General features: G+C 66.7%; 22 protein-coding genes. 10 read left to right on the top strand and 12 right to left on the bottom strand.

The window, feature by feature from the left end; all coding sequences use genetic code 11:
- The first annotated feature begins 15 nt into the window (after positions 1 to 15).
- The gene (locus tag QMX85_RS18455) at positions 16 to 960 is read left to right on the top strand and encodes an alpha/beta hydrolase (protein WP_282343318.1); all 945 of its coding nucleotides are present in this window, start codon (positions 16 to 18) and stop codon (positions 958 to 960) included.
- Between the two features lie 8 nt (positions 961 to 968).
- Here the strand turns inward: QMX85_RS18455 and QMX85_RS18450 are convergent, their stop codons facing one another.
- Positions 969 to 1,802, bottom strand: a complete 834-nt coding sequence (locus QMX85_RS18450) for a metal-dependent hydrolase (RefSeq protein WP_282343317.1) — start codon at positions 1,800 to 1,802, stop codon at positions 969 to 971.
- Between the two features lie 113 nt (positions 1,803 to 1,915).
- Between QMX85_RS18450 and QMX85_RS18445 the strand changes: the two genes are divergently transcribed.
- Entirely contained in the window at positions 1,916 to 2,938 is a 1,023-nt protein-coding gene (locus QMX85_RS18445) for an AraC family transcriptional regulator (protein ID WP_282343338.1), read from the top strand.
- Between the two features lies 1 nt (position 2,939).
- Here the strand turns inward: QMX85_RS18445 and QMX85_RS18440 are convergent, their stop codons facing one another.
- Entirely contained in the window at positions 2,940 to 3,266 is a 327-nt protein-coding gene (locus QMX85_RS18440; RefSeq protein ID WP_282343315.1) for a thioredoxin family protein, read from the bottom strand.
- Positions 3,267 to 3,359: 93 nt separating this feature from the next.
- Between QMX85_RS18440 and QMX85_RS18435 the strand changes: the two genes are divergently transcribed.
- Both QMX85_RS18435 and QMX85_RS18430 read left to right on the top strand, forming a co-directional pair.
- Positions 3,360 to 4,037: an OmpA family protein gene (locus tag QMX85_RS18435; RefSeq protein WP_282343313.1), complete on the top strand. Its 678-nt coding sequence runs from the start codon at positions 3,360 to 3,362 to the stop codon at positions 4,035 to 4,037.
- A gap of 229 nt (positions 4,038 to 4,266) precedes the next feature.
- The gene (locus QMX85_RS18430) at positions 4,267 to 6,411 is read left to right on the top strand and encodes an EAL domain-containing protein (RefSeq protein WP_282343311.1); all 2,145 of its coding nucleotides are present in this window, start codon (positions 4,267 to 4,269) and stop codon (positions 6,409 to 6,411) included.
- Positions 6,412 to 6,420: 9 nt separating this feature from the next.
- Here QMX85_RS18430 and QMX85_RS18425 read toward each other — a convergent pair whose 3' ends face one another.
- The 4 genes from QMX85_RS18425 to QMX85_RS18410 form a co-directional block, all read right to left on the bottom strand.
- Positions 6,421 to 7,332, bottom strand: coding sequence for an acyltransferase (locus QMX85_RS18425; protein WP_282343309.1), 912 nt, complete (start codon positions 7,330 to 7,332; stop codon positions 6,421 to 6,423).
- Between the two features lie 162 nt (positions 7,333 to 7,494).
- Complete coding sequence (gene pta, locus QMX85_RS18420) at positions 7,495 to 9,588, bottom strand: phosphate acetyltransferase (RefSeq protein ID WP_282343307.1); 2,094 nt, start codon at positions 9,586 to 9,588, stop codon at positions 7,495 to 7,497.
- A gap of 57 nt (positions 9,589 to 9,645) precedes the next feature.
- A complete protein-coding gene (locus QMX85_RS18415) occupies positions 9,646 to 10,830 on the bottom strand; it encodes an acetate kinase (protein ID WP_282343305.1) in 1,185 nt (394 codons plus the stop codon).
- Positions 10,831 to 11,160: a DUF3565 domain-containing protein gene (locus QMX85_RS18410; protein WP_282343304.1), complete on the bottom strand. Its 330-nt coding sequence runs from the start codon at positions 11,158 to 11,160 to the stop codon at positions 10,831 to 10,833.
- Here QMX85_RS18410 and QMX85_RS18405 point away from each other — a divergent pair.
- The 4 genes from QMX85_RS18405 to QMX85_RS18390 all read left to right on the top strand — a co-directional run bounded on the left by QMX85_RS18405 (position 11,129) and on the right by QMX85_RS18390 (position 14,036).
- A complete protein-coding gene (locus tag QMX85_RS18405) occupies positions 11,129 to 11,614 on the top strand; it encodes a peptidylprolyl isomerase (protein WP_282343302.1) in 486 nt (161 codons plus the stop codon). The genes QMX85_RS18410 and QMX85_RS18405 overlap by 32 nt on opposite strands.
- A 68-nt stretch (positions 11,615 to 11,682) precedes the next feature.
- Complete coding sequence (locus QMX85_RS18400; protein WP_282343300.1) at positions 11,683 to 12,165, top strand: glutathione peroxidase; 483 nt, start codon at positions 11,683 to 11,685, stop codon at positions 12,163 to 12,165.
- Positions 12,166 to 12,262: 97 nt separating this feature from the next.
- A complete protein-coding gene (locus tag QMX85_RS18395; RefSeq protein ID WP_282343299.1) occupies positions 12,263 to 12,868 on the top strand; it encodes a TetR/AcrR family transcriptional regulator in 606 nt (201 codons plus the stop codon).
- A gap of 58 nt (positions 12,869 to 12,926) precedes the next feature.
- Positions 12,927 to 14,036, top strand: a complete 1,110-nt coding sequence (locus QMX85_RS18390; RefSeq protein WP_282343297.1) for an NADH:flavin oxidoreductase — start codon at positions 12,927 to 12,929, stop codon at positions 14,034 to 14,036.
- A 68-nt stretch (positions 14,037 to 14,104) separates the two neighbouring features.
- Here QMX85_RS18390 and cysZ read toward each other — a convergent pair whose 3' ends face one another.
- Both cysZ and QMX85_RS18380 read right to left on the bottom strand, forming a co-directional pair.
- Positions 14,105 to 14,863 carry a sulfate transporter CysZ gene (cysZ, locus tag QMX85_RS18385; RefSeq protein ID WP_282343295.1) on the bottom strand — a complete coding sequence of 253 codons (759 nt, stop codon included), beginning with the start codon at positions 14,861 to 14,863 and terminating at the stop codon, positions 14,105 to 14,107.
- Between the two features lie 78 nt (positions 14,864 to 14,941).
- Complete coding sequence (locus QMX85_RS18380) at positions 14,942 to 16,909, bottom strand: diguanylate cyclase (RefSeq protein ID WP_282343292.1); 1,968 nt, start codon at positions 16,907 to 16,909, stop codon at positions 14,942 to 14,944.
- Between the two features lie 227 nt (positions 16,910 to 17,136).
- Between QMX85_RS18380 and trxB the strand changes: the two genes are divergently transcribed.
- Positions 17,137 to 18,081, top strand: coding sequence for a thioredoxin-disulfide reductase (trxB, locus tag QMX85_RS18375; protein ID WP_090226888.1), 945 nt, complete (start codon positions 17,137 to 17,139; stop codon positions 18,079 to 18,081).
- Positions 18,082 to 18,091: 10 nt separating this feature from the next.
- Here trxB and QMX85_RS18370 read toward each other — a convergent pair whose 3' ends face one another.
- Positions 18,092 to 18,430, bottom strand: a complete 339-nt coding sequence (locus QMX85_RS18370) for a HopJ type III effector protein (RefSeq protein ID WP_282343288.1) — start codon at positions 18,428 to 18,430, stop codon at positions 18,092 to 18,094.
- Entirely contained in the window at positions 18,427 to 18,720 is a 294-nt protein-coding gene (locus QMX85_RS18365) for a DUF1244 domain-containing protein (RefSeq protein ID WP_282343286.1), read from the bottom strand. Before QMX85_RS18365 ends, QMX85_RS18370 begins: the two co-directional genes overlap by 4 nt.
- A gap of 211 nt (positions 18,721 to 18,931) precedes the next feature.
- Here QMX85_RS18365 and QMX85_RS18360 point away from each other — a divergent pair, with 211 nt between their 5' ends.
- Complete coding sequence (locus tag QMX85_RS18360) at positions 18,932 to 19,300, top strand: sensory rhodopsin transducer (protein WP_282343285.1); 369 nt, start codon at positions 18,932 to 18,934, stop codon at positions 19,298 to 19,300.
- Positions 19,301 to 19,304: 4 nt separating this feature from the next.
- On the opposite strand, the gene QMX85_RS18355 is transcribed toward QMX85_RS18360, so the two are convergent.
- Positions 19,305 to 20,051 carry a hypothetical protein gene (locus tag QMX85_RS18355; RefSeq protein WP_090226898.1) on the bottom strand — a complete coding sequence of 249 codons (747 nt, stop codon included), beginning with the start codon at positions 20,049 to 20,051 and terminating at the stop codon, positions 19,305 to 19,307.
- Positions 20,044 to 20,739: a dihydromonapterin reductase gene (gene folM / locus QMX85_RS18350; protein ID WP_282343282.1), complete on the bottom strand. Its 696-nt coding sequence runs from the start codon at positions 20,737 to 20,739 to the stop codon at positions 20,044 to 20,046. Before folM ends, QMX85_RS18355 begins: the two co-directional genes overlap by 8 nt.
- Positions 20,740 to 20,881: the final 142 nt, after the last annotated feature.

Below are 20,881 nucleotides of genomic sequence, written 5' to 3'. Positions count from 1 at the left end.
CAAGAGGGAACTGCCATGTCTGCCTCCACCTACTCCCTACTGCCCCCGGTCGCCTCCGGTTTCGCCCGCCTGGGCTTCGGCGCGCTGTCGCTGGAGCGCCTGAAAGCCCGTTACGCCAGCGCCGAAAGCGGCTCCCGGTTCGTCGAGCTGGACGGCTTCGAGGTGCATTACCGCGACGAGGGCAGCCGCGACAAACCCGCGCTGGTGCTGATCCACGGCGTGGTTTCCTCGCTGCACACCTGGGACGGCTGGGTCGCCCAGCTCACTGCGCATTACCGCCTGGTCCGCTTCGACCTGCCAGGCTTCGGCCTCACCGGGCCGCCGCGCCACGGCGGCGGCTATTCCACCGAGCGGCTGGTGCGCGTGCTCGGCCTGCTGCTGGACTACCTGGGCATCGAGCGCGCGCACATCGCCGGCAATTCGCTCGGCGGTCACCTCGCCTGGAACTTCGCCCTGCAGGCGCCGCAGCGGGTGAGCAAGCTGCTGCTGATCGACAGCGCCGGCTATCCGATGAAGAAAGTCCCGTGGATGATCGCCTCCGCCGCGCTGCCCGGCGCCAGCCTGACGATCCCGCTGTGGATGCCGCGCGCGCTGATCGCGCAGGGCATCAAGGAGGTCTACGGTGACCCCGAGCGCATCGCGCCTGGCGTGGTCGACCGCTACTACGACCTGACCCGGCGCCCCGGCAACCGGCGCGCGATGATGGAAATCTTCCGCCTGCTGCTGCAGGTCAATCGCGACGAACTGCACGACACGCCGGCGCGGGTGGCGCGCATCGGCGTGCCGACGCTGCTCATGTGGGGCGAGAGCGATCGCTGGATTTCGCCGCGACACGTCGAACTGTGGCATCGCGACCTGCCGGGACTGCAGGTGATCACCTATGAAGACGTCGGGCACATCCCCATGGAGGAAGTGCCCGAGCGCAGCGCGATGGATGCATTGCGCTTCCTGCGCGGATGACCGGCAGCTCACGCGGCCCGTGGCTGCGGATCGAACTCCTCGCGCACCTGCTGCAGCAGCGCGAGGTTGTCGTGCTGCCAGGGGTGGAAGTCGGCGGCGAAGAAGTCCCGATAGGTGCGCAGCAGCGGGCGGAACACGCCGTTCCTGCCCCACATCCACTGCAGGCCGTCGCGCCACAGCCGCCAGTTCCACAGCAGGCCGTCGCGCCTGAGCATGTGCACCAGGCCGCGGGCGGTATCCAGCACGAAGAACAGCGTCGCCACGCGCATCGCCCGGCGCAGCAGCGTGCGGCTGCCGCAAACCTGCCGGTAGACGTCGAACGCCACCGCCTTGTGCTCGGTTTCCTCCAGCGCATGCCAGCGCCACAGGCGCGCCATGTTCGGCTCGGCGCCGCGCAGGCACTCGGGGTCGCGCAGCACCTGGTCGGCCATGATCGCGGTGATGTGTTCCAGCGCCGCGGTGGCCGCCAGCTGGCGTTGCGGCGAAAGGTGCTTCTGCGCATAGCGGATGCGCCCGCGGGCGCGTCGCTCGATCGGTTCGATGGCGTAGCCGAGGTCGCGCAGGCGCTGGCTGTACTGCAGGTGCTCGCGGCTGTGGTGGCCTTCCTGGCCGATGAAGCCGCGGATCTGCTCCTTCAGCGTCGGGTCGTCGATCTCGTCGCGAAAGTGCCGCACCGAATCGATGAAGAAGCGCTCGCCGTCGGGGAACAGCACCGACATGGCGTCGAACAGGTGGCTCCTGAACGCATCGCCGCCGTGCCAGTGGCGCGGCAACGGGTCGGGCAGGTCGAAGTCGAGGTGCCGAGGACGGATCTGCAATCCTTCCGGCGTGCTGCTGGCCATGATTCGTGCTCCTGTTGGCGGTCGGGCTTCAACTATCGCCAACGCAGCGCAGGGGGCACAGGTCGTCACCTGCCAATCGAGCGGTCATATCCGGCCAGGGCTGCCGCATGACGCTGCGCCGCTCCCTCGAGGCCGGCAGCGATCAGTTGCCGCTGGCCTACGCCGAAGCCCTGCTGCAACTCGCCGCCGAACTGGGCGTGCCGCGCGAGCGCCTGCTGGCCACCGCCGGCTTGCGCGCCGAGGCGTTCGCCAGCGTCAACGGGAGGCTGGCCTTCGCCGATTTCTACCGGCTGGCCAGCGCCGCCCTGCAGCTCTGTGACGAGCCGGCGCTGGGCCTGCTGCTCGGCCAGCGGCTGAACCTGTCCAGCCACGGCATCCTCGGCTACGCGGTGCTGGCGAGCGCCGATCTGGGCACGGCGATCCAGTTCGCCCTGCGCTATTACCGGGTGCTGGGGCTGGCGTTCGATCTGCAGGTGCGCGAGGAGGGCGGCTATCTCGTGCTCAGCGCCATCGAGGGCGTGCCGCTGGCGGGGTTGGCGCGCTTCGCCGCGGAAAGCCTGCTGAGCAGCCTGCACAGCATCGCCTGTTTCCTGCTCGGCGAGGTGCCGCAAGGTGTGCGCGTGGATTTCGCGCATGCGGCGCCGGACTACGCCACGCGCTATGCCGCTGCCTTCGGCGGGGCGACTATGGCATTCGCCCAGGCCGAGCATCGCCTGAGCCTGCCTTCGCATTACCTGCAACGGCCGATGGCGCTGGCCAACCCGGCGGCGCTGGGCATGTGCCAGGAGCAATGCGAGGCGCTGCTGGCCACGCTGGATCTCGGCGAGGGTTTGCTGACGCGCCTGCGCCGCCTGCTGCTGGCGCGGCCCGGCGAGTTTCCCGATCTGGAAAGCGCGGCGCGTGCGCTGCACATCAGCGGGCGCAGCCTGCGCCGGCATCTGGCGGCCAGCGGCACGCGCTACCAGGCGGTGCTCGACGACGTGCGCAAGCGCCTCGCGCTGCAATACCTGACCACCACGCAGCTGCCGTTACAGGAAATCGCCAGCCTGCTTGGCTTCAGCGATCCGTCGAACTTCCGCCGCGCCTTTCGCAACTGGACCGGGCGCACGCCGGGCAGCTATCGCCCGGCGTGCTGAGTCAGCCCTCGATGCGCGAAAGCGCGCGTTCGATCTCGTCGGCGTCGTTCGGCCGGACCAGGCGCGCGACTTCCTCGCCATCGTGGAGGAACACCAGCGTTGGCCAGAGTTTGACCTTGAACGAGCGGCCCAGGCGCCGGCCCTGGCCGTCCTCGATCTTCAGGTGGCGCACGCCGGGGTGCGCGGTGAACGCGTCGGCGATCAGCGGCTGCGCGGCGCGACAATGGCCGCACCAGCCGGTGCCGAACTCGATCAGCGTCGCTCCATGCAACGCATCGACTTCCCGGCGTGTAGGCTCGACATTCGTATACTCGGCAACCATTGGCATCGTGCTGCATCCTCTTCCGGGATTTTTCCGGGGGAATTTCCGTCTGGCGGGCCTCTCTAACGGCCAGCCTGTTTTTGTAAAGAAGGAGCAATCATGTTCGAAGTTCCCCGTCTGTTGATCGGTGCAACACTTCTGGCGCTGCTGGCCGGTTGTGCCTCGCCCAATCCATACGACAACCAGAGCGACGTTGGCGGCAGCAACCGCACCGCCAAGTACGGTGGCCTCGGCGCCCTGGCCGGTGCGGTGGCGGGTGCCGCCATCGATCACAACAACCGCGGCAAGGGCGCGCTGATCGGCGCCGCGGTGGTCGGCGCGGCGAGCGCCGGCTACGGCTACTACGCCGATCGCCAGGAGGCCGAACTGCGCCGCAGCATGGAAGGCACCGGCGTTGAAGTGCAGCGCCAGGGTGACGACATCAAACTGATCATGCCCGGCGCGATCACCTTCGCCACCGACTCGGCGGAGATCGTCAGCGCCTTCTACAGCCCGCTGAACAACCTGGCGACCTCGTTCAAGCAGTACGAGCAGAACAACATCGAGATCGTCGGCCATACTGACAGCACCGGCTCGCATGCCTACAACATGAGCCTGTCGCAGCGCCGCGCCCAGGCCGTCGCCGACTACCTGACCGCGCAAGGTGTCACGCCGGCTCGCCTGAGTACGCGTGGCGCCGGGCCGGACCAGCCGGTGGCGAGCAACGCGACGGATACCGGGCGGGCGCAGAACCGCCGGGTCGAAGTGAACCTGCGGCCGATACCCGCTCAGCAGTAAGTAGTGGCCAATTGCCGCCCGTCGATCAATTTGAGCGGAACGCTCTGGCGGGCGGCCTTGTCAGACAATAGCGGCTATCTTCAAGGCATGGCCCTTGCGGCCGTCGATAACTAAAGAGCAGTTCGATAATAGGTGTGCCTTATGTGCCAACGACCCTGGGTCTCCGTACACGCCCGCTACCCGATTGGACTGCCGATAGGTAAAACCTGGTTCTTCAAAGGAGTGAAGAATGGCTTCGGCGCACGCTAAGGTTCCATTCGCGGCAGCGCAGACGCTGCTGGTGGTCGATGATCGCGAAGCCAACCTGATAGCCATGAAGGCTCTGCTGCAGAACGGCGACTGGAATGTGCGCACCGCGATTTCCGGCGTCGAGGCGCTGCAATGCCTGCTGGAAGACGACGTCGGCCTGGTGCTGCTGGATGTGCAGATGCCGGAGATGGACGGTTTCGAGGTCGCCCGGCTGATGCGTGGCAACTCGCGCACGCGCTTCACCCCGATCATCTTCATCTCCGCGGTGGATCACACCTCCGAGTCGGTGATGCGCGGCTATGCCACTGGCGCCGTGGACTTCATCCACAAGCCCTTCAACCCGCAGGTGCTGCGGCACAAGGTCAGCTCGCTGCTCGATCACGAGCGCAGCCGCCGCGACCTGCAACTGCTCACCCAGCAGCTGGAAAGCGAGCGCGCGTTCAACGCCTCGGTGCTGGAGAACGCCGCCGAAGGCATCCTGGTGGTGAACGACGAGGGCGTGATCGATTTTGCCAACTCGGCCATCGCGCAGATGCTGCAGTGCCAGGTCACCCAGCTGCAGGGCACGCGCCTGCTCGATCACATCGAAACGGCGTCGCTGGAGAGTACTGCCTGGAAGGAGTCGCAGATCTACGAGCACTGGCGTCGCGGCATGGTCTACCGGCTGCACGACGCCTTCCTGCGCATCGTCGATGACGGGCTGCTGCCGGTCGCGCTGTCGTGCTCGCCGCTGTCGCGCCAGCAGCGCTCGATGGTGGTCATCGTTCTCGACATGTCGGTGGTGCACAACCTGCACGCCCAGCTCGAATCGCAGGCGGTCACCGATGCGCTGACCACGCTGCCCAACCGCCGCGGCTTCGACCAGGCGCTGGAAGCGGCGCTGGCGCGCAACGACCGCAACGGCAAGTACCTGGCGGTGCTCTACCTCGATCTCGACGGCTTCAAGCGCATCAACGACTCGCTCGGCCACGCGGCCGGCGACGAAGTGCTCAAGCGCGTCGCCGACCAGTTGCAGAAGTGCCTGCGCCCCTACGACATCCTCGCGCGGATGGGCGGCGACGAATTCACCGCCTTGCTCGACTCCCTCGATCATCCCGAGGATGCCGCGCGGGTCGCCGAGAAGTTGATCGAGGCGATCTCGATCCGCTACAAGGTCGACGGCATGGAAGTCACCCTGGGCGCCAGCATCGGCATCGCCTGTTTCCCCGACAGCGGGCGCAGCGTGGACGCCATGCTGCGCGCCGCGGACATGGCGATGTACGAGGCCAAGCGCGCCGGGCGCCAGCAGTACCGCTTCTTCTCGCCGGAAATGAACGGCCGCGCGCGCTCGCGGCTGATGGTCGAGGAAAGCCTGCGGGTGGCCATCGAGCAGAACGAATTCGCCCTGGTCTACCAGCCGCAGATCTACCTCGAAAGCGGCCGCCTGCGCGGCTTCGAGGCGCTGTTGCGCTGGCAGCACCGGGTCGCCGGCAGCGTGTCGCCCGGCGTGTTCATCCCGTTGCTGGAGGAAACCCGGCTGATCAACCGGCTCGGCGGCTGGATCTTCCGCCAGGGCGTTTCGCAGTGCCAGACCTGGCCGAGCTTCAGCCAGGGCCTGGTGGTCAGCCTCAACGTCAGCCCGGTGCAGTTCAGCATGCCGCAGCTGGTCGAGGATCTGCGCCGGGTGATCGAGCAGGAAGGGCTGAGCCCGGCACAGGTCGAGGTGGAGGTGACCGAGGGCGCGCTGATGGCGGACCTGGAGAACACCCGCGAGCAGCTACGTCAGTTGCGCCAGCTGGGGGTGAAGATCGCCATCGACGACTTCGGCACCGGCTACTCGTCGCTGGCCTACCTGCGCCACTTCGAGCTGGATACGCTGAAGATCGACCGCCTGTTCATCTCCAACATGCTCGATTCGCCGAAGGATGCGGCGGTGGTCAGCACCATCATCAACCTGGGCCGCGAGCTGGGCCTGGAAGTAATCGCCGAGGGCGTGGAAACCATCGCCCAGCGCGACTGGCTCATCGATCACCAGTGCCACATCATGCAGGGCTTCCTGGTGTCGCCCGGCCTGCCGGTGGACAAGGCGCGGGAGTTTCCGCTGCAGATCGACTGGAGCGACTTGCCGCACGGCATCAGCAACTAGGGCGCTTGCTCAGCGCTTTGCCGGGGCGAACTGCGCATGCAGTCGCCCCAGCTCTTCATCCTTCTCTTCCCACAGCGCGTTGACCCACTGCTGGAACTGCAGGCGGTAGGTCTCGTCCTGGTCGTAAGTCTTGCCGATGAAGGCGGCGGGGATTTTCAGCTCCTGCAAGCGCACCACCACTTCGCCGATCTGCCCGCTAAGCAGCGTCCAGAAATCCGGGATGCCTTCGGGATAGTGGATGGTCACGTTGACGATGGATTCCAGCTGCTCGCCCATGGCGTCGAGAACGAAGGCGATGCCGCCGGCCTTGGGTTTGAGCAGGTAGCGGAACGGCGAGCCCTGTTGGTCATGCTTGGCGCGGGTGAAGCGCGTGCCTTCCAGGAAGTTGAACACGCCCACCGGCGCATGGCGGAACTTGGCGCAGGTGCGCCGGGTGGTCTGCAGGTCCTTGCCCTTCTTCTCCGGGTGTCTGGCCAGGTAGGCCTTGCTGTAGCGCTTCATGAACGGGAAATCCAGCGCCCACCAGCAGGCGCCGATCACCGGAACCCAGATCAGCTCCTGCTTGAGGAAGAACTTCAGCGGGCGGATGTGGCGGTTGAGCAGGTATTGCAGTACCAGGATGTCGGCCCAGCTCTGGTGGTTGCTGGTGACCAGGTAGGAGTGCTGGTAGTCCAGCCCGTCGAGGCCCTGCACGTCCCAGCGGGTGCGTCGTACCAGCCGCATCCAGAGCTTGTTGCAGCTGATCCACCACTCGTGGATGAAGTTGACCGCCGGCGTCATCGCCCGACGCAGGCCCTCGGAGGGCAGCAGCAGCTTGATCAGCGTAAGGGTGAACAGCGGCACGCAGCAGATCAGCGTGTTCAGGGCCAGCAGCAGCGCGGCGAGGATGCCGCGCACGAAGGAAGGAAGAAAACTGAGCATGGAACCGGTGCATCTCGGCAGGGGGCAAGGGGCCCGTTGAGTCACCCGCCGATCGGTCGCCGGCGGGCAGTTGGCCACCAAGGGTAACGATTGTTCACTGAACTGCAAGCCTGGCTTTGGTGTTGCCGATCAGGCTTGCAGCGCCACTTTCTGCGCGGCTGTTCAGGCTTCCTGACTGGACGCCTGGATTGCGGTGAGGGCGATGGTGAAGACGATGTCGTCCACCAGCGCGCCGCGCGACAGGTCGTTCACCGGTTTGCGCAGCCCCTGCAGCATCGGCCCCACGCTGATCACCCCGGCGCTGCGCTGTACGGCCTTGTAGGTGGTGTTGCCGGTGTTCAGGTCGGGGAACACGAACACCGTGGCACGACCGGCAACCTGGCTGTTCGGCGCCTTCTGCCGGCCGACGCTTTCGATGGCGGCGGCGTCGTACTGCAGCGGGCCGTCGATCAGCAGGTCGGGGCGGCTTTCACGGGCGAGGCGGGTGGCTTCGCGGACTTTCTCCACTTCTTCGCCGCTGCCGGAGTCGCCGGTGGAGTAGCTGATCATCGCCACCCGCGGCGAGATGCCGAAGGAGGCCGCCGAGTCGGCGCTCTGGATGGCGATCTCGGCCAGCTCGGCGGCGCTCGGGTCGGGGTTCACCGCGCAGTCGCCGTAGACCACCACCTGGTCGGGCAGCAGCATGAAGAACACCGAGGACACCAGTTTGTAGCCCGGCGCGGTCTTGATCAGCTGCAGCGCCGGGCGGATGGTGCTGGCGGTGGTGTGCACGGCGCCGGAGACCAGCCCGTCGACTTCGTCCAGCGCCAGCATCATGGTTGCCAGCACTACGCTGTCTTCCAGCTGCTGCTCGGCCATCGGTGCGTTCAGCCCCTTGTTCTTGCGCAGCTCGACCATCGGTTCGACGTAGCGCCCGCGGATCAGGTCCGGGTCGAGAATCTCCAGCCCGGCCGGCAGCTGGATGCCGTGCGCCTGGGCGACGGCCTGCACTTCCTCCGGCTTGGCCAGCAGCACGCAGCGGGCGATGCCGCGCGCCTGGCAGATCGCCGCGGCCTGCACGGTGCGCGGCTCGGCGCCTTCGGGCAGGACGATGCGCTTGTTCGCCGCCAGCGCGCGCTTGACCAACTGGTAGCGGAACGCCGGCGGCGACAGGCGCAGCTCGCGCGGGTCACCGCAGCGCTGCTTGAGGAATTCATGCTCGAGGTGCCCGGCGACGAACTCGGTGACCTTCTCCGCACGCTCGCGGTCGTCCACCGGGATTTCGTTGTTCATCCGGTTCAGGTTGGTGGCGGTGTCGTAGGAACCGGTCGCCACGGTGAGTACCGGCAGGCCGCTGAGCAGCGCGCTCCGGCATAGCTCCATGATCCGCGGGTCCGGCTGGAAATCGCTGCACAGCAGCAGGCCGGCCAGCGGCACGCCATTCATCGCGGCCAGGCTGGCGGCGAGGATGATGTCGTCGCGATCGCCGGGCGTCACCACCAGCACGCCGGGCTTGAGCAGTTGCACGGTGTTCGGCACGGCGCGCGCGCAGAGCACGATCTTGAGCATGCGCCGCTGCTCGTATTCGCCGGCGTTGAGCACCCGCGCGCCAAGCAGGTCGGCGATGTCGCGGGTGCGCGGGGCGTTCAGCTCGTCCTGCCAGGGGATGCAGCCGATCAGGCGGAAGTCGTCGCTGCGCAGCAGTTGCGCGTGTTCCTGCAGGCGCCGGGTGAAACCGTCGATACCGTCCTCGCTGCGCACCTTGTTGAGGATCACGCCGAGCACTTTCGGGTCCTTCGGCCCGCCGAACTGCTGCGCCTGGATCTCGATGCGGTCGGACATCTCGGTCAGGCTTTCATCCTCCGGCGCGGAGACAAGGATCACGTCGGCGTCGAGGCTGCGCGCCAGGTGCGAGTTGACGCGCGTCGCGTAGCTGGCCTGGCGCGTCGGCACCATGCCTTCGACGATCACCACGTCCCTGTCCTGTGCTGCCTGCTGATAGAGGCTGATGATCTCCTCGAGCAGCTCGTCGAGGTGGCCGTCGCCGAGCATGTGCTCGACGTGCGCCTGGCCCAGCGGTTGCGGCGGCGTCAGGCCGTGGGTGCGGGCGATCAGCTCGGTGGAACGCTCCGGGCCTTCGTCGCCCGGATGCGGCTGGGCGATCGGCTTGAAGAAACCGACCTTCAGGCCGGCACGCTCCAGTGCACGGACCAGGCCGAGGCTGATGGAGGTGAGGCCGACGCCGAAACCGGTCGGGGCGATGAAGAAGGTGTGCATGGCGGTACTCCTGAAACCGGATGGAACGGCCGGCGGGTCGCGCCGGCGGCGTCTTGATCAGTCGAGCGAAGCCAGGGTTTCCACGGCGATCTGGCGTTCCTCGTTGGTCGGCACCACCAGCACGCGCGGGTGGCCGGCGGCTTCTATCGAGCCGGCGACGCCGCGCACGCAGCGCGCGTTGGCCGCCTCGTCGAGGGCCAGGCCGAGCAGCTTGAGGTGGGCGACGGTCTTGCTGCGTACCAGCGCGGAGTTCTCGCCGATGCCGCCGGTGAAGATCACCCCGTCGAGGCGTTCCAGCGCGCAGCTCATGCTCGCCAGCGACTTGCCCAGGCGGTAGCAGAACACCTCGATGGCCAGCGTGGCGCCGGCATGGCCCTGTTCGCGGGCCTGCTCCAGGGTGCGCATGTCGTTGGATGTCCCCGACAGGCCGAGCAGGCCGCTGTCGTTGTTCAGCATGCGGTCGATCTTTTCCAGGTCCCAGCCGAGGTTGCGCGCCAGGTGGCTGTGCAGGTTGGGGTCGACGTCGCCGCTGCGGGTGCCCATCACCAGGCCTTCGAGCGGGGTCAGGCCCATGCTGGTGTCGCGGCTTTCGCCGTTGACGATGGCGCAGGTCGAGCTGCCGTTGCCCAGGTGCGCCACCAGCCAGCTGCTGGCGTCGTAGGGCAGGCCGGCGAGCTGCGCGCCGCGGTGGCTGACGTAATGGTGGCTGGTGCCGTGGAAACCGTAGCGGCGCACGCCGTGCTCGCGGTACAGCGCCTCGGGCAGGGCGTAGCGGTAGGCGTGCTCGGGCATGCTCTGGTGGAACGCGGTGTCGAACACGGCGACCTGCGGCAGGGTCGGGAACAGCTTCAGCGCCGCCTCGATCCCCTGCAGCGCGGCCGGGTTGTGCAGCGGTGCCAGCGGGGCGATGGCGGCGATGGTGGCGATCACCTGTTCGTCGAGCCGGCGCGCGCTGGTGAAGGATTCGCCGCCGTGCACCACGCGATGACCGATGCCGTGCAGGTGGCCGCCGGCGGCGGTCTGCACCATCGGCAGCAGGTGGGCGAGGGCGTCGCGGTGGTCGGCGCCGGGGATTGCCAGGCTGTCCTTCTGCCCGTCGCGCTGCCAGTGCAGCACGGCGTCCGCACTGCCGAGGCGTTCGGCCAGGCCGCTGAGAGGGAATTGTTCCTGCGCTTCGTTGACCAGGGCGAACTTGATCGAGGAGCTGCCGCAGTTGATGACCAGGATATTGCGTGCTGGCATTCAGGAATCCTTGCTCTGTTCGGTCTGTTGGATGCGGCACCAGCCGCAGGCAAACGGACGGCCTAGCTGAGCGAGGCGTCGTGCCGGGTCGAGCACCCATTCGCGCAACTGCCAGGGAGGCTGATGGCGCAGATGCTGGGTGTGACCGCAGGACAAGACTGCCACCCAGTGGCCGTCTTCGTCCTGACGGAAATCAAGCAGATGCGGGCGGTCCCGTCCGTCAGCGCCGGGTTCGCTTTCCCGCGGGGCGACGGTTAAACTCGTTCGTTCATCATACTTTTGCAAAAGGTCTCGCCCCATGCTGATCGCCGCCAACAAGGCCGTCTCCATCGACTATACCCTGACAAACGACGCCGGTGAGGTGATCGACAGTTCCGCCGGTGGTGCGCCGCTCGCCTACCTGCAAGGTGCAGGAAACATCATAGTCGGTCTGGAAAAAGCCCTTGAAGGCAAGCAGGTCGGCGACCAGGTCAAGGTCTCCATCGAGCCCGAAGAAGCCTACGGCGAGTACAGCGCCGAGCTGGTCACCACCCTCAGCCGCGCCATGTTCGAAGGCGTCGACGAGCTGGAAGTCGGCATGCAGTTCCACGCCTCCGGCCCGGACGGCGGCATGCAGATCGTCACCATCCGTGACCTCGACGGCGACGACGTCACCGTCGACGGCAACCACCCGCTGGCCGGCCAGCGCCTGAACTTCGACGTCACCGTGGTCGACGTTCGCGATGCTTCCGCCGAGGAAGTCGCCCACGGGCACATCCACGGCGAAGGTGGTCATCACCACTGATCGGTTTCGATCGAAAGGCGCCTCCGGGCGCCTTTTTATTCCGCGCAAGGAAAGGCCAGGAGTTCGTCATGAGTATCTTCCACGATCTGCAGCTTCTCGACCTCGAGGGCCAGCCGCTACCGCTGGCGCCCTTCAAGGGCCAGGTGGTGCTGGTCGTCAACGTCGCCTCCAAATGCGGGCTGACGCCGCAGTACGCCGGCCTGGAGAAGCTGCACCAGCAGTACCGCGAGCAGGGCTTCAGCGTGCTCGGCCTGCCGTGCAACCAGTTCGCCGGGCAGGAGCCGGGCAGCGAGAGCGAGATCCGCGAGTTCTGCAGCCTCAACTACAACGTCAGCTTCCCGCTGGGCGCCAAGCTCGAGGTGAACGGCCCCGGTCGCCATCGTCTCTACGGCGTGCTGGCGGGCGAGGGCGCGGAGTTTCCCGGCGACATCACCTGGAACTTCGAGAAGTTCCTCGTCGGCAAGGATGGTCGCGTGCTGGCGCGCTTCTCGCCGCGCACCACGCCGGATGATCCGGCGCTGATCCAGGCAATCGAGAAAGCCCTGGCCTGACCCTCCCTCGCGCCGGCCGACGGCCGCCACTCGATGACCTCTGATCCCGCTTCATCATCTGCATCAATAGTGATGGGCGCGCGAGACGACCGGTCATATGCTCGTCGCTATGAGCACAAACCCGCGTTCCGACAAGCGTGAACTGATCCTCGCCAAAGGTGCGCAGGTGATGCTGCGTCGCGGCTACCACGGCACCGGCGTGCAGGAAATCGTCCAGGCGGCGAGCATCCCCAAGGGATCGTTCTACCACTACTTCGCGAGCAAGGAAGACTTCGCCCTGCAGGCGCTGGAGTACCTCTACCTACCGCGGCTGGAGCGCTACGCCCAGGCGCTGGCGAATCCGGCGCTGCCGCCGCGCGAGCGCATCCTCGGTTACTACCGCGAGTTGCTGGCGCATTTCGCCCGGCCGGAAAAACTCCAGTTCCACTGCTTCATCGGCAGCCTGAGTTTCGAGATGGCCGAGCTGTCGCCAGCCATCGGTAACCAGGTCGGCGCCATCCTGCAACGCTCGGCGCAGATTCTCCAGGGCTGCCTGGAGCAGGCGCGGGCCGCCGGAGAACTGCCGGCCGACGAGGATTGCGAGAACCTCGCCGCGTTCATCGCCAATGCCTGGCAGGGCGTGCTGACGCAGTTGAAGGTCGGCAGCCGCGGCGAGCCGATCCAGTCGTTCATCGTGCGCCTGGAGCGCCTGCTGCAGGCCTGATTTTTTAACCCCGAAAACGAGACGACCGGTCAGCTGGTCGGCCGAAGGAGAAACGCCCATGTCCGCCCCCTTGCACACCCTGTTCGAGCCCTTCCGCCTGGGCGCTCTCGAATTGCCCACCCGCGTGGTGATGGCGCCGATGACTCGCTCGTTCTCGCCGGGCGGAGTGCCCAATGCGAAGGTCGTCGAGTATTACCGCCGTCGTGCCGGCGCTGGCGTCGGCCTGATCGTCACCGAGGGCACCACCGTCGGGCACAAGGCCGCCAACGGCTATCCGCATGTGCCGCGCTTCTATGGCGAGGATGCCCTGGCCGGCTGGAAACAGGTGGTCGACGCGGTGCACGCGGAAGGCGGCAAGATCGTTCCGCAACTGTGGCACGTGGGCAACGTGCGCAAGCTCGGCACCGAACCGGACGCCAGCGTGCCGGGCTACGGCCCGTGCGAAAAACTCAAGGACGGCCAGGAAATCGTGCACGGCATGACCAAGGCCGACATCGACGAAGTGATCGCCGCTTTCGTCCAGGCCGCGCGCGACGCCAAGGCCATCGGCATGGATGGCGTGGAAATCCACGGCGCCCACGGCTATCTGGTCGACCAGTTCTTCTGGGAAGGCAGCAACCAGCGGACCGACGAGTACGGCGGCGACCTCGCGCAGCGCTCGCGTTTCGCCATCGAGCTGATCCAGGCGGTGCGCGCCGCGGTCGGCCCGGATTACCCGATCATCTTCCGTTTCTCGCAGTGGAAGCAGCAGGACTACAACGCCCGCCTGGTGCAGACGCCGGAGGAGCTGGGCGCGTTCCTCAAGCCCCTGTCCGAAGCCGGCGTGGACATCTTTCACTGCTCCACGCGGCGTTTCTGGGAGCCTGAATTCGAGGGTTCGGATCTCAACCTCGCCGGCTGGACCCGCAAGCTGACCGGCAAGCCGACCATCACCGTCGGTAGCGTCGGCCTGGACGGCGAGTTCCTGCAGTTCATGGTCAACACCGACAAGGTCGCGCAGCCGGCCGGCATCGAAAGCCTGCTGGAGCGCCTGAACAATCAGGAGTTCGATCTGGTAGCCGTCGGCCGCGCGCTGCTGGTCGACCCGGACTGGGCGGTGAAGGTCCGCGAAGGCCGCCAGCAGGACATCCTGCCGTTCAGCCGCGACGCCCTTACCAGCCTGGTCTGATTCCCGCCCCCTCCCGCCGTCCCGCCGCTGAAGCGGGGCGGCCGCGACATGCCCCGGAACGCCCGCGTCTAGCGCCGGACCGGGTTGCCGATCTCGCCCTTGCCACCCTCACGTACCCAGAACAGCGTCGCGCCGGCCACGGCGGCGGGCATGATCAGCAGGTTGAGCAGCGGCACCAGCAGTGCGACGTAGACGATGCCGCCGAAGCCCAGGCTCTGCCAGCGCTTGGCGCGCAGCCAGGCGAGCATTTCGTCGAATCCCAGCTTGTTGTTGTCGGCCGGGTAGTCGATGTATTGCACGGCCATCATCCAGATGCCGAACAGCACCCACAGCGGCGTCGCCACCAGGTTCAGCACCGGGATGAAGGACAGGATCAGCAGGCCCAGCGCGCGCGGCAGGAAGTAGCGCAGCTTGCGCAGTTCGCGGCCCAGGGTGCGTGGCAGCATGGCCACCAGCTCGCCCCAGTGGAACGGTGGAAAGTCGTCCTGACCGCGGACCACCACTTCGACCTTTTCCGCGAGGAAGCCGTTGAACGGCGCGGCGATGATGTTCGCCAGCAGGGTGAAGCTGAAGAAGATCATCACCAGCACGAGCGTCACGAACAGCGGCCAGAGCAGGTATTCGAGGAAGCCCAGCCAGCTCGGCAGGCTCGGCATCAGCGTCTCGACCCAGACGTTGAACTGGGTCAGGGCGAAGCCGACCAGGCCGGCGAACAGCAGCACGTTGATCGTCAGCGGCAGCAGCAGGAACAGCCGCAGGCCCGGGCTGAGCACCAGTCTCAAACCTTCGCGCAGGTACTGCGGGCCACTCAGGGCGGGTAGCGCCATGTCGTCTTCCTCAAGGGTAAGGCTGCCGAGCTTATCAGCGGCGCCGCCTGGCCGCTGCGGCGCAATTTCGACGATGCGTTACCGCGCGTCGGGCTGCGGCCGGTAGAGGAACACCTGGTTGCGCCGTTGCTTGGCCTGATACATGGCACTGTCGGCGGCCCTGATCAGTTCGTCCGGCTGGCGGGCGTGGTCCGGATAGAGCGCGATGCCGATGCTCGGCGTGACGAAGTCCACGCGCTGGCCGTTGAGTTCGAAGGCCGGTTCGAGCACCTGCAGCAGGCGTTCGGCGAGCGCCAGCGCGCTGCTCGCGTCCTCGCCACCGAGCAGCAGGGTGAACTCGTCGCCGCCCAGCCGGTAGAAGTGGTCGGGGTGGCGCAGCGCGCCGCGCAGGCGTTCGGCGATGGCCGTCAGCAGGGCGTCGCCGAGGTCATGGCCGAAACGGTCGTTGACTTCCTTGAAGCGGTCCAGGTCGATGAACAGCAACGCCAGCGGCGCCTCGTCCTGCTGCGCCTTTTCCAGCGCCGCGTGCAGGTGTTCGTCGAAGGCCTTGCGGTTGCCCAGGCCGGTCAGCGGGTCGCGGTAGGCCATGTCCAGCAGGCTGTTCTGGTAGGCCACCAGATCACTCACATCGCGCAGGATGCCGCGGATGCCGGCGTACTGGCCGTCGGCATCCTCGATGTTGGAGAAGCGCGTCTCGAAGTAGCGCAGGCTGCCGTCGTGGCGCTTGAACGGCGAGATCAGGCTGGCGCGCTCGCCCTTGCTCTGGAGCATCAGGGTGCGGGCGCGCTCGACCACCTCGGCATCGAGGATTTCCTCGATGGCATGGCCGACCAGCTGTTCGCGGCTGCAATCCAGCTGCCGCTCGAGGCTGCGGTTGACGGCGAGGATCTCGCCGCCCGGAGCGATCTCGAAATAGCCTTCCTGGATAGAGTCGAGAATCGCCTTGTCGCGTTCCTCGCTGCGTTCCAGTCGCTCCAGCATGTGGTTGAGTTCGCCGGCGAGCTGACCCAGTTCGTCGTCGCCCTGTTCGCTCAGCCGCTGCCGGCCTCTGTCGATGCCGATCGCCGCCACTTCCTGGTTGAGCCGGCGTACCCGCCGCAGCACCCAGCGGTCGAGGCCGGTGTAGGCGAGCAGCAGGGCGACCACCAGGAGCAGCAGCGTCAGGCCAAGGAAGAAGCCCACCGCCGTGCGGCCCTGCTGGTAGAGCAGGCGTGGCTGGGTGATCTGCAGACGCAGCTCGGCCTCGCCCAGCGGATTGAAGAACTGCAGGTCTACCTGCTGGGTGCTCGCATCGAGCACCCGCCGCGGGCTCAGGCGAATCTCGCCCTGGCGCGAACTGCGCGGGCGCAGCTGCTGCCAGCCGGTGGTGTCGCCGGCCAGCGGCACCACCCGCAGGCTGCCGGGCGCGTCCTGGAGGAAACCGTCGAGAAGGCGCTGATCGAGGATCTGCCCGGCGACCACCACCCCGTTGGGCGGCGCCTTGCCCAGGTTATCGCTGATCGGGCTACTCACCAGCAGCAGCGCCACGCCCTGCACGACCATCACCTGGCCCATCGCATGCTGGGCGTCGCCGGCGTAGTCGAGGCTGCCCATCTGCCGGCTGCGCTGCAGGATGCCCTGGCGCAGTCCGATCATGCTGCGCGGGCCTTTGCCGCCCTCGGGCAGCAGGTCCGTCACTTCCAGCAACTGCTGGGCGCGCCAGGTCTGCGCGACGATGCGCGGCTGGCGATCGAAGAACACCATGAAGTCCAGGTCGAGGTTCGCCAGCCTCGCCGCCGGCAGGTTGCTGCGGATGTAGTCGACGCGCGGTCGCTCGATGAAGGTGTAGGTCAGGTCCCACCAGGCCAGGCTGCGCAGCAGGTCCAGGTGGCGGGAGATGTCCGCCTCCATGTGTTCGTGCAAGTGGCGCGACTTGCTCATCAGTTGCGCGCTGTCCTGGCGGTCGAAATGGCTGAGCAACAGCCGTTCGGAGAGCGCGCCGACGGCCACCAGCGTCAGGGTGAGCGTCGGGATGAACAGCCAGAGCAGGCGCTTGCGCAGATTCATGGGAGGGGACGGACCTGTTGGGACAGCGGCGACACCACATACGATAGCCGCTGCCTATCGGGGAAATTGAAAAGCGCCACTTTGCCCAAGCAGAAGGCGGCTATAGGCTCCAGCGCATTCGAGCCGAACCCTGCGCAAACGTGCATCGGGTCGGCGTGTTTTTTCGGAGCCGCCTGTTGAGTCTTCCCCTATTGCCTGGCGGCTCCGCTTTATTCGAGGAGTCCGTGATGTCTGCCGATCGTCATTCGAAGGTGATCATTCTCGGCTCGGGTCCCGCCGGTTACACCGCGGCGGTCTACGCGGCCCGCGCCAACCTCAAACCGCTGCTGATCACCGGCCTGCAGGCCGGTGGGCAGCTGACCACCACCACCGAGGTCGACAACTGGCCCGGCGATGCCCACGGACTCACCGGCCCGGCGCTGATGCAGCGTATGCAGGAGCACGCCGAGCGCTTCGAGACCGAGATCGTCTTCGACCACATCAATGGCGTGGACCTGGCTGGAAAGCCCTTCGTCCTCCACGGCGACAATGGCAGCTACAGTTGCGATGCGCTGATCGTCGCCACCGGCGCCAGCGCGCGCTACCTCGGCCTGCCCTCGGAAGAAGCCTTCATGGGCCGCGGCGTGTCGGCCTGCGCCACCTGCGACGGCTTCTTCTATCGCAACCGCGAAGTGGCGGTGGTCGGCGGCGGCAACACCGCCGTGGAAGAAGCGCTGTATCTGGCCAACATCGCCAGCAAGGTGACCCTGGTGCATCGGCGCGGCAGCTTCCGCGCCGAGAAGATCCTGCAGAACAAATTGCAGGCCCGCGTCGCCGAAGGGCGCATCGTGCTCAAGCTGCATGCGGAAGTGGAAGAGGTGCTGGGCGATGCCGGCGGCGTCACCGGCGTGCGTCTGAAAACCGCCAGCGGCAGCGAAGACCTTGCCGTCGACGGCCTGTTCGTCGCCATCGGCCATACGCCCAACACCGGCCTGTTCGAAGGCCAGTTGGCGCTGCGCGACGGCTATCTGGTGGTGGGCGGCGGACGCGACGGCAATGCCACGGCGACCAGCCTGCCGGGCGTGTTCGCCGCCGGCGACGTCGCCGATTCGGTGTATCGCCAGGCGATCACCTCGGCCGGCGCCGGTTGCATGGCCGCCCTGGACGCAGAGCGTTACCTCGACCAGGCCTGAGCCGGGACCGTCAGGCCTTGCGGGCCAACGGCTGGCGGGCGAAACGCACGCCGGCCAGCCCGGTTTTCATCAGCGCACGGATGTTGCCGTGGTCGCTGCCTTGCGGATTAGCCAGCACGCTGCGGTAGTGTTCGCCGAACGCGCGCAGGGCTTCTTCGTCGCTCAGTGCTTCCAGTTGCGCCAGGCCGAGGGTCTTGCAGGAACCCTCGTTCTGCCCCTCGGCATTCTCTACCGCGCCGTTGACGAAGGCGCTGGGGCTGAACCGGTAGTTGGCCTCGATGAAGGCGAGGGTGTCGGCGAAGCGATGTTCGTCGCTGCCGAGGGCGGCGCGGAAGTCGTCCAGCGTCATACCTTGTTTCCCTTGTCGAAAGCGGCCTTCTGCTCGGCGCTGGCTTCCTTCTGGTATTTAGCTTTCCAGTCGGCGTAAGGCATCCCGTAGATCTCCTCGCGTGCCTGTTCCGGGCTGACGTCCAGGGAGAGGTCGTCGGCGGCGGCTTTGTACCATTTCGACAGGCAGTTGCGGCAGAAGCCGGCGAGGTTCATCAGGTCGATGTTCTGCACGTCGGGGCGCGAGCGCAGGTGCTGAACCAACTGACGGAAAGCGGCGGCTTCGAGCTCGATGCGTTGTTCTTCAGTCATCTCGATTCTCGCGGGCGGATTGATCGGTGCCCGGCGCAAGGCGGCGGGCGGTGAGGCGTGGCGATGATAACGCGGGCCCGGAACGATCATCCAGCCTCGCTCGGCGGGCTCGTCGGCCAGCCTTCGCGAGGAACTTTGCCGCGCGCCGCCGGGTCCGGACATCAGGTGCCTGCCGCTCGGGCGGGCGCATCGCATCCCATGGGGAGTACGCATGTCCATTGGAAAGAAACGCTGGGTGATCGCCGAAGGCTACCTGCCGCCACTCGGTCCGAACCCCGACGACCGCACCCTGCGCAGCCACGAGGCGGCGTGCATCCTGAATGCCGGCGACCAGCCGGCGCAGGTCGCCATCACGCTGTACTTCGCCGACCGCGAGCCCATTGGCCCGTATCGCCTCAAAGTGCCGGCGCGGCGCACGCTGCACGTGCGCTACGACGACCTCGACGACCCGCAGCCACTGCCGCGCGAGACCGACTATTCCAGCGTGATCGAGTCCGACGTGCCGGTGGTGGTGCAGCACACTCGCCTGGACGCCCGCGCCGGCATCGCCCTGATGAGCACGGTCGCGTTCGCCGAGTGAGCGTCTAGAGCGGGCCCGGATCGCAGCGGGTGAGGATGCCGACCGAGTTGCGCTCGGCCGTGCGGATGAACGACTGCGTCATCATCGCGATGTCCTGAATGATGAACAGCTTCTTCTCCGGGTTGCTCAACAGCTCGGTGGAGAGGTGCGAACTGTCCTGGATCGCCGGCCAGGTGCACCAGATCGAGATGATCTGCTCGCCGCTGTCCTTGATCGTGGCTTCCTCGTAATTGACCTTGTAGCCCACCGACTCGGCGCCGCCGAAGGTGTAGCGGAAGGTTTCGCGCACCTCGTCGGTGGTCTGCGTGGCCGGCAGGAAGTAGGCGATGATGATCCGGTCCACGTTGAAGCCGATCCACATCTTGGTCGCCACGCCCGGCGTGTCCAGGCGGTAGTTGGCGCCGAAGATGTTGTTCATCTTCGAGACCTGCACCTTCGGCTTGTGGCCGTTCGAGTCCTCGATGCGTTCCAGCACCGACGGCAGCTGCTTGAGCAGCAGGCGCTCGGTCTTGCTCACCAGGAACTGCAGGTTGGCTTCGCGCTCGCCGAAGATCAGCACCATGCTGATCACCAGCGCCGTGGCGGTGATCTGCGCCATCGACAGCGAAAGCAGAATCCAGTCGCTGCGGTCGGGAACGCCGACGAAGGACAGCGAGATGTAGATGGAGGCGGCGAGGCAGCTGAACAGCGCGGTGACGATGGTGATCTTGATCCAGCGCGGCAGGTAGATGATCTTCTTCGAATCAATCAAGCGGGGCTTCCTTCCTCAGGTGCCGGCCGCCGTTGATCACGACGTTGCTGCCGGTGGTGTAGTTGGATTCGAGCAGGTACGCGACGGTCTGGATCAGCGGCTCGGCCCCGGGCTCGAACTCCAGCAGCGCCTTGCGAAAGGTTTTCTCGACGTATTCCGGGGTGCTGTCCTCCTTGAGGATCAGCAGGCCCGGCGAGATGCTGTTAACGCGCACGTTCGGCGCGTACATCTCGGCGAACGAGAGGGTCATGTTCTGCAGCGCGGCCTTGCTGGCGGCATAGGCGACGTGGTTCTTGCTGCCACGCGAGGCGCTCTCGTCGCAGATATGGATGATGTCGGCGCGGCCGGCCTTCTTCAGCCAGTCGCCCAGCTCCAGGTTCAGCTGGAACGGTGCCTCCACGTGCAGGCGCAACATCGCCTCGAGGTTTTCCAGGCTATCGTCCAGCCACTGCGAGGCGTTGTGGACGATGCCACGCAGCGCCTCGTGGCGGGCTCGCACATGGGCGACAAGCCGCTCGCGCTGGGTGCGGTCCATCAGGTCCGCCTGGAAATGGACGATCCGCGGATGCTTCGGCGAGGTGTCGGTGCGGTTCACCGAAAGGATGTCGTAACCCCGCTCGGCCAGGCTCAGGGCCAATTCGTAGCCGACGCGCTTGCTGGTTCCGGTGATCAGGAGAGGAGTGGTCATGTCGAATAAATTCAATCCGTTACGGCATGACCCATCTTATGCATATGCGCCGCCCGCGGCCAGCCTGGCGGCCGCGGGCCGCGGGCCGCGGGCGGCGGCGCGCGGCCTACTTCGCGTCGAACGCCGGCTTGCCGGTGCGTGC

Origin of the sequence: Pseudomonas sp. PS02288 (assembly GCF_029959715.1) — a bacterium.
GTDB lineage: Bacteria > Pseudomonadota > Gammaproteobacteria > Pseudomonadales > Pseudomonadaceae > Pseudomonas_O > Pseudomonas_O kuykendallii.
Note: the sequence above shows the minus strand (reverse complement) of the source record. Positions and strands in the feature narration are given on the sequence as shown.